8 protein-coding genes are annotated in these 8,201 nt (G+C 70.8%); all 8 read left to right on the forward strand.

What is annotated here, in order from left to right; translation table 11 throughout:
- Nucleotides 1-375: molybdopterin dinucleotide binding domain-containing protein (locus IY392_RS03770; RefSeq protein ID WP_304511135.1), on the forward strand; the 375-nt coding region annotated here is incomplete at its 5' end.
- Complete coding sequence (nuoH, locus tag IY392_RS03775; protein WP_194860541.1) at nt 372-1,670, forward strand: NADH-quinone oxidoreductase subunit NuoH; 1,299 nt, start codon at nt 372-374, stop codon at nt 1,668-1,670. The genes IY392_RS03770 and nuoH, both read left to right, overlap by 4 nt.
- Nucleotides 1,663-2,214 (forward strand): NADH-quinone oxidoreductase subunit NuoI, encoded by a 552-nt coding sequence (nuoI, locus tag IY392_RS03780; protein WP_194305492.1) that lies wholly within the window; start codon nt 1,663-1,665, stop codon nt 2,212-2,214. The genes nuoH and nuoI overlap by 8 nt, the downstream gene beginning before the upstream one ends.
- Nucleotides 2,214-2,984 carry an NADH-quinone oxidoreductase subunit J gene (locus tag IY392_RS03785; protein WP_107755513.1) on the forward strand — a complete coding sequence of 257 codons (771 nt, stop codon included), beginning with the start codon at nt 2,214-2,216 and terminating at the stop codon, nt 2,982-2,984. Before nuoI ends, IY392_RS03785 begins: the two co-directional genes overlap by 1 nt.
- Nucleotides 2,981-3,280, forward strand: coding sequence for an NADH-quinone oxidoreductase subunit NuoK (gene nuoK, locus IY392_RS03790; RefSeq protein ID WP_182627215.1), 300 nt, complete (start codon nt 2,981-2,983; stop codon nt 3,278-3,280). The genes IY392_RS03785 and nuoK overlap by 4 nt, the downstream gene beginning before the upstream one ends.
- A gap of 10 nt (nt 3,281-3,290) precedes the next feature.
- Nucleotides 3,291-5,225, forward strand: coding sequence for an NADH-quinone oxidoreductase subunit L (gene nuoL / locus IY392_RS03795; protein WP_194860542.1), 1,935 nt, complete (start codon nt 3,291-3,293; stop codon nt 5,223-5,225).
- Entirely contained in the window at nt 5,222-6,781 is a 1,560-nt protein-coding gene (locus IY392_RS03800) for an NADH-quinone oxidoreductase subunit M (RefSeq protein ID WP_194860543.1), read from the forward strand. The genes nuoL and IY392_RS03800 overlap by 4 nt, the downstream gene beginning before the upstream one ends.
- On the forward strand, nt 6,778-8,201 hold a 1,424-nt coding region (nuoN, locus tag IY392_RS03805), incomplete at its 3' end, for an NADH-quinone oxidoreductase subunit NuoN (protein WP_194860544.1). The genes IY392_RS03800 and nuoN, both read left to right, overlap by 4 nt.

Here is an 8,201-nt window from a genome sequence, read left to right on the forward strand (position 1 = left end):
ACGACGAGGAGGTCGGCTCCCCCGGACCGGGCCCGGACGCCCCGGCCCCCCGCCGGGCAGGCCGTCCTGGCCACCTGGCGGATGCTGCTCGACTCGGGTCGTCTGCAGGACGGCGAACCGCACCTGGCCGGAACGGCCCGCACCCCCGTCGCCAGGCTGTCCCCGGCCACCGCGCACGAGGTCGGCGTCGCGGACGGCGAGCCACTGACCGTGACCACCGGGCGCGGATCGATCACCCTGCCCTGCGCTGTCACCGAGATTCCCGATCGCGTGGTGTGGGTGCCGCAGAACTCGCCCGGATCGGCCGTCAACGCCGCGCTCGCCGCGGCCGCGGGAGACGTGGTCCGGATCGTCGCCGGGGAGGTGGCCCCGTGACGGCGACCGCGCACCCGGACCTGTCCGCGTTCGGCATCGACCCGTGGTGGTTGGTGCTGCTCAAGGTGCTCGCGGTCTTCGCGTTCCTGGTGGTCACGGTGCTCGCCGCGATCTACCTCGAGCGCAAGGTCATCGCCTGGATGCAGATGCGGGTGGGACCCAACCGGGTCGGGCCTCTGGGCATGCTGCAGAGCCTGGCCGACGGCGTGAAGATCGCCCTCAAGGAGGGGCTGATCCCAGCCGGGGTGGACAAGCCGATCTTCCTGCTGGCCCCGGTCATCGCCGTGATCCCCGCGTTCATGGCGTTCGCGGTGATCCCCTTCGGGCCCGAGGTCTCGATCGCCGGTCACCGGACTCCGCTGCAGCTCACCGATTTGAACGTGGGGGTGCTCTACATCCTGGCCGTCACGTCGATCGGGGTGTACGGGATCGTGTTGGCCGGCTGGTCCTCCGGTTCCACCTACCCGCTGCTCGGGGGGCTCCGCTCCACCGCGCAGGTGATCAGCTACGAGATCGCGATGGCACTGTCCTTCGTGGGTGTGTTCCTGTTCGCGGGGACCATGTCGACCTCGGGCATCGTCGCCGCCCAGGCCGAGGTCTGGTTCGTGTTCCTCCTGGCGCCCTCGTTCCTCATCTACGTCATCTCCATGGTCGGCGAGACCAACCGCGCGCCCTTCGACCTTCCCGAGGCCGAGGGCGAGCTGGTCGGGGGGTTCCACACCGAGTACTCGTCGCTGCGGTTCGCGATGTTCATGCTGGCCGAGTACGTCAACATGACCACGGTCTCGGCACTCGCGGCCACCCTGTTCCTCGGCGGTTGGCAGGCCCCCCTGCCGTTCTCCCTGATCGACGGCGCGGACTCCGGGTGGTGGGCGCTGCTGTGGTTCGTCATCAAGGTGTGGGGCTTCATGTTCCTGTTCATCTGGCTGCGGGCCACCCTGCCGAGGCTCCGTTACGACCAGTTCATGGGGTTCGGCTGGAAGGTGCTCATCCCCGTCTCCCTGGCGTGGGTGATGGCCGTGGCGAGCATCCGGGCCTTCTCGAACGCCGGGTACGACGGGGTGGCCATCGCCCTGGTGACCGTCGGTCTGATCGCGGTGGTCGTGATCGTGCTGGCCCTCCGCTCGCGCATCGGCACCCGCCCGAGCCGCGGGGGGTCCGCCACGGACCGTTCCGACCGATCACGGGTATCGACCGGGTCCGGCGACCCGGCCTACAACCCGGTGGCGGGCGGGTTCCCCGTCCCGCCGCTGCCCCACCAGCGCACCTCATCGGAGGAGGCCCGCAATGCCTAGGATCCCGAGGGTCCTCGAGCCGCTCGCCGGGTTCGGCGTCACGTTCGCGACGATGTTCCGCAAGAAGCACACCGAGCAGTACCCGGAGGAGAAGGTCCCCACCGCCCCCCGATACCACGGCCGCCATCAGCTCAACCGCTACGCCGACGGCCTGGAGAAGTGCATCGGCTGCGAGCTGTGCGCGTGGGCCTGCCCGGCGGACGCGATCTACGTGGAGGGCGCCGACAACACCGAGGCCGAGAGGTACTCACCCGGCGAGCGCTATGGGCGGATCTACCAGATCAACTATCTGCGCTGCATCGGGTGCGGGCTCTGCGTGGAGGCCTGCCCGACCCGCGCGCTGACCATGACCAACGACTACGAGATGGTCGGCGACGACCGGGCCGGGCTCATCTATGAAAAGCAGGACCTGCTGGGGCCGATGCTCGACGGGATGGTCCCCGCCCCGCACGACATGGCCCCGGGGACGACGCACGCCGACTACTACCGTGGCGACGTCCTGGGGACCGCGTCGAGCGGACCCGATGGCGGGAGCAGGTCGTGATGGCCGGGGACTCGGTGTCCACCGGGGAGTCGGTCCTGTTCTGGGTGCTCGCGGTCGTGGTGGTCGTCGGGGCCCTCGGGGTGGTCTCCGCCACCAAGGCGGTCTACTCCGCGCTCTGCCTGGCCATGACGATGGTCGCCCTGGCCGTGCTGTACATGGCGCAGGGGGCGGTGTTCCTGGGCGTCGGCCAGATCGTCGTCTACACCGGCGCGGTGATGATGCTGTTCCTGTTCGTGGTGATGCTCATCGGGGTGGAGTCCTCGGAGTCCCTGGTGGAGCGGATCCGAGGCCACCGCGTGGCCGCGATCGTCGCCGGGCTCGGTTTCGGGGTCCTCCTGGCGACCGGGCTGGCCCGCGCGCAGCTGCCCCCGTTCACCGGTTTCGGCGCCGACCACGACGACGTGCCCGCCCTGGCCACGCTGCTGTTCACCCGCCACGTGTGGGCGTTCGAGCTCACCGGGGTCCTGCTGATCATCGCCACCCTGGGTGCCATGGTGCTGGCACACCGCGAGCGGTTCTCCGGACGCCGCACCCAGCGCGAGATGTCCGAGCAGCGGTTCCTCGACTGGCAGCACGACGGCACCGCCCGGGTGACGCCGCCGCCCAGCCCCGGCGTGTACGCGCGTCGCAACTCCGCGGACTCCCCGGCCCGCCTGCCCGACGGCTCGGAGGCCACGGACTCGGTGAGCGAGGTGTTGCGACGGCACGGTTCCGACCGCGAGCTGGGCTCCGGCGACACGGCAGGGCCCGACGAGGGGGGACGACCGTGAACCCCGAGAACTACCTCTACCTCTCGGCGATCCTGTTCACGATCGGCGCGGCCGGGTTCCTGCTGCGGCGCAACGCGATCGTGGTGTTCATGTGCATCGAGCTCATGCTCAACGCCACCAACCTCGCGCTCGTGACGTTCGCCCGGATGCACGGCGACGTGGGCGGACACGTGTTCGCGTTCTTCGTCATGGTGGTGGCCGCGGCCGAGGTCGTGATCGGCCTGGCGATCATCATGGCCATCTACCGTTCCCGCCGGTCGGCCTCGATCGACGACGCCAGTCTGCTCAGGTATTGAGGACGCGCCGATGACTCCTGATGTGACGTTGTGGCTGATCCCCGGCCTGCCGCTGCTCGGTGCCACCCTCCTGCTGCTCCTGGGGCGCCGCAGCGACCCGTGGGGCCACCTGCTGGGCTGCGCCGCCGCGCTCGCCGCGTTCGGTGCGGCCGTCTGGCAGTTCGGCGCCTTGGCCGGCCGCGGGCCCGCAGACCGGACCCTGCAGCAGACACTGTTCACCTGGATCTCGGTGGGCGACCTCACCGTGGACATGGGCCTGCGACTGGACCAGCTCTCCATGGTGTTCGTCCTGCTGATCACCGGCGTCGGCCTGCTCATCCACGTGTACTCGACCGGATACATGGCCGCCGATCCCGCGCGACGGAGGTTCTTCGCCTACCTCAACCTGTTCCTGGCCGCGATGCTGCTGCTGGTGATGGCGGACGACTTCCTGGTGCTCTACCTGGGATGGGAGGGCGTGGGACTGGTCTCCTACCTGCTCATCGGGTTCTGGCAGCACAAGCCGTCCGCGGCCACGGCGGCCAAGAAGGCCTTCGTCGTCAACCGCGTCGGCGACATCGGGCTCGCCGTCGCGCTGATGGTGATGGTGACCCAGCTGGGGACCCTGTCCTTCGACGGGGTCTTCGCCGCGATCGACGGTGGGACCGTCGCGGCGGGTGTGGACGGCGTCGCGCCCGACCTCGGCCCGGGCGTGGTCACCGCACTCGGACTGCTGTTGCTGCTGGGCGCCTGCGCCAAGTCCGCCCAGGTGCCGCTGCAGTCGTGGCTCGGGGACGCCATGGAGGGCCCCACCCCGGTCTCCGCCCTGATCCACGCGGCGACCATGGTCACCGCCGGGGTCTACCTCATCACCCGGGCCAATCCGATCTTCGACGCGGCACCGGCGGCGCGGACGGCGGTGATCGCCGTCGGCGCGGTGACGCTGCTGTTCGGCGCGGTGATCGGCTGCGCCAAGGACGACATCAAGAAGGTGCTCGCCGCTTCGACCATGAGCCAGGTGGGCTACATGGTCATGGCGGCCGGGTTCGGCCCGGCCGGATACGCCCTGGCGATCATGCACCTGCTCACCCACGGCTTCTTCAAGGCCGGACTCTTCCTCGGCGCGGGATCGGTCATGCACGGGTTGGACGACGAGGTCGACATGCGACGGTACGGCGCCCTCCGCACGGTCATGCCGGTCACCTTCGTCACCTTCGGACTGGGGTACCTCGCGATCATCGGCGTCCCGCCGTTCGCCGGCTTCTACTCCAAGGAGGGCATCATCTCCGCGGCGTTCGACGTGGGTGGCGGCGGAGCGGCCGGCTACCTGCTGGGCGCGGTGGCGCTCCTCGGAGCCGGTCTGACCGCGTTCTACATGACTCGGGTGATGATCCTGACCTTCTTCGGCCGACGGCGCTGGCGGGACGGCGCGCATCCCCACGAGTCACCGGTGTCCATGACGGCGCCGATGATCGTCATCGCGGTGGGGTCCGTGGCCTCCGGAGCCCTGCTCGCGATCGGCGGGCGGCTCGAGGACTGGCTGGCCCCGGTCGTGGGTGGACACCACGTCGAGCACGTCGTGCCGGTCTGGCTGGTCACCACCGCCTCACTGGTGGTCGTGGCCGCCGGGATCGCCATCGCGGTGCGGCTGTACGGCCGGGGCGAGATCCCGCTCGAGGTGCCGCCGGACGCCTCCGCACTCACCCGGGCCGCGCGCCGGGACCTCTACGCCGATGCCGTCAACGAGGGGGCCCTGATGCGGCCGGGCCAGGCCCTGGTCGCGGGCACCGCGGTGGTCGACCGCAGGGTCGTGGGCGGTGCGACGGGCGGGATCGCGGCGGCGATAGGGGCCCTGTCGGCCCGGGGCCGGTTGCTGCAGTCCGGACTCACCCGCTCCTACGCGCTGTACATGCTCGTGGGTGCGGCCCTGATCATCGCCGCCATGTCGGCCGGGGGTGTGCTGTGAACGGGCCCGGTCTGCTCTCCGCGCTGTGGCTCACGCCCCTGGTCGGCGCTCTCGTCGTCGTCGCCCTCCCCTCCGGCGCGCGACGCGCCGCGAGACCCCTCGCCCTGGCCACGTCGCTCGGCGTGCTGGCCGTGGCCGTCGCGCTCGCGGTGGGGTTCGACCCCGCAGGCCAGACCCACCAGTTCGTCGAGTCACGCTCGTGGATCCCGGCCTTCGGCGCCACCTACACGCTCGGGCTCGACGGGATCGCCCTGGTGTTGGTCCTGCTCACGGCCGCCCTCATGCCGCTGCTCCTGCTGGCCGGATGGCACGATGTCGACGACGGCGCCCACGGTCGCCGCGCGCAGGCCTACCCGGCATTGCTGCTGACCACGCAGGGATTGGCGCTGGTGGCGTTCACCAGCCTGGACGTGCTGCTGTTCTACGTCGCGTTCGAGGCCATGCTCATCCCGCTCTACTTCCTCATCGGCGGGTTCGGCCACAGCGACTCCACCGGGGCCGACCGGGCTGCGGCGGCCGTGCGGTTCCTCATCTACAACCTGCTCGGCGGGCTGGTGATGCTGGTCGCGGTGATCGGCCTCTACGTGCTCACCGCCCGCGCCGGGATAGGGACTGACGCCGGATCGATCGGGGCGGGCACGTTCGACTACCGCCTCATCACCGCGGCCGTCGCGGACGGTCGGCTGGAGATCACGCCCGGCGTGGCGCTGCTGATGTTCGCCGCCTTCACCCTGGCCTTCGCGATCAAGGCGCCACTGTGGCCGTTCCACACCTGGCTGCCCGGCGCGGCCGTGGCCGCGACGCCCGCGTCGGCGGTGTTGATGATGGCCGTCGTGGACAAGGTCGGCACGTTCGCGATGCTGCGCTACAGCCTGCCGCTGTTCCCGGATGCGGCCGCGACGGCGGCGCCGGTGCTCATCACGCTCGCGGTGGTCAGCATCGTCTACGGCGGCCTCATGGCCATCGCCCAGACCGACCTGCTCCGGCTGATCGCCTACGCCTCCATCTCCCACTTCGGGTTCATCATCCTGGGGATCTTCGCGAGGACCGAGCAGGCGGCCGCCGGGTCCACGCTCTACATGGTCAACCACGGCGTCGCCACGGCCGCGCTGTTCCTCGTGGCCGGGTTCCTCGTCCGCCGACACCGCATCCGGGAGATCGGCTACTACGGAGGCGTGCAGCAGGTGGCCCCCCTCCTCGCCGGGACGTTCCTCATCGCCGGCCTGGCCACCCTGTCACTCCCGGGTCTGGCCCCGTTCGTCAGCGAGTTCCTGGTGTTCGTCGGCACCTTCGGCCCGTACCCGGTGGCCGCGGTGCTCGCCACCAGCACCTTCGTCCTGGCGGCGATCTACATCCTGTGGACCTACCAACGGGTGATGGGTGGACCACCCGCGACCGGGCTGGCGCGGACACCTGATCTGGGCCACCGCGAACTCGTGGTGGTGATCCCCCTGGTGGTGGCGCTGATCGTGCTGGGCTTCTACCCGCAGCCCGCGTTGGACGTGATCGAACCGGCGGTCGCCCACACCGTCGCCCTCGTGGGAGGAGCCCGATGACCCCGGACATCGCGTACGGATCGCTCGCGCCCCTTCTCCTCGTGTTCGGGGCGGGGATCGTCGGTGTGCTGGTGGAGGCGTTCGTCCCCGCCCGGCGGCGCTATGCCACACAGATGGCCGTCTACCTGGGCGGTCTCGCCGCCGCCCTCGTCTCCGTGCTCCTGTTGTCCGGGACGCGGATCGTCACGGCCGAGGGCGCGGTCGCGGTCGACGGGCCGGCGCTGTTCCTGCAGGGCGTCACGGTGGTCGTGGCCGTCGCCGCCGGACTGTTGATCGGCGAGCGCACCGTCATCCCCTCGGCCTCCCGCAAGAAGGTCCTCGCGGGCTTCGCGCCCCAGGCCGCCGTGGCCCCCGGCGGTTCGGGAGAGCGCGACGCCGAGCGCGCGGGGTTCACCCAGACCGAGATCTTCCCCCTCACGCTGTTCGCCACGGGCGGCCTCATGCTGTTCCCGGCGGCGAACGACCTGATCACCCTGTTCATCGCGCTGGAGGTGCTCTCGCTGCCCCTGTACGTCCTGTGCGGGATGGCCCGGCGGCGACGCCTGCTCTCGCAGGAGGCGGCGGTCAAGTACTTCCTCCTGGGTGCGTTCTCCTCGGCGTTCTTCGTCTACGGCGTCGCGCTGGTGTACGGCGCCGCCGGGACCGTGGACTTCCGCGGGATCGCCGAGGCGGTCGAGGCCGACGGGGGCGGCGCCCTGGCCCTGATCGGCGTGGCCATGATGTCGGTGGGCCTGCTGTTCAAGGTCGGCGCCGTGCCGTTCCACACCTGGACCCCCGACGTCTACCAGGGCGCGCCAACCGCGATCACCGCGTTCATGGCCGCCGGCACCAAGGTCGCCGCGTTCGGCGCGATCCTCCGGTTCTTCCACACCGCGGTGCCCGGCCTCGAGGCGGACTGGGCGCCGGTGCTGTGGGTGATCGCGGCGCTGACGATGATCGTGGGAACTGTCGTGGGGGTCGCGCAGAACGACGTCACGCGGCTCCTGGCGTACTCCTCCATCGCCCACGCCGGGTTCCTGCTCACCGGGGTGATCGCGGTCCAGTCCACCGGGACGTCCGCGATGCTCTTCTACCTCGCTGCGTACGCCGTCAGCACCGTGGGCGTGTTCGCCGCGGCCGGGCTGGTCCGGGACGCCGACGGCGCCGAGATCGGCGATCTCCGGGCCTGGGCCGGACTGGGCCGGCGCCAGCCGCTGGTGGCGGGCGCGTTCGCGGTGCTGCTGCTCGCACTGGCAGGGATTCCCCTGACCAGCGGGTTCATCGCCAAGTTCGCGGTCTTCTCGGCCGCCGTCGCCGGCGGCGCCGTGACCCTGGTGGTGATCGGTGTGCTCACCAGCGCGATCGCGGCCTCGTTCTACGTGCGCGTGATCGTGGTGATGTTCTTCCGCGAGGCCGGATCCGCGAGCTCGGGGGGCTCGGG

Source organism: Dietzia sp. SYD-A1 (genome assembly GCF_015356725.1).
In the GTDB taxonomy this organism is placed as follows: domain Bacteria; phylum Actinomycetota; class Actinomycetes; order Mycobacteriales; family Mycobacteriaceae; genus Dietzia.

What these genes read in the sequence shown, in the direction of transcription:
- nuoI (WP_194305492.1), top strand. Translation starts at nt 1,663, where the DNA reads ATGCCTAGGATCCCGAGGGTCCTCGAGCCGCTCGCCGGGTTCGGCGTC.
- IY392_RS03785 (WP_107755513.1), top strand. Translation starts at nt 2,214, where the DNA reads ATGGCCGGGGACTCGGTGTCCACCGGGGAGTCGGTCCTGTTCTGGGTG.
- nuoL (WP_194860542.1), top strand. Translation starts at nt 3,291, where the DNA reads ATGACTCCTGATGTGACGTTGTGGCTGATCCCCGGCCTGCCGCTGCTC.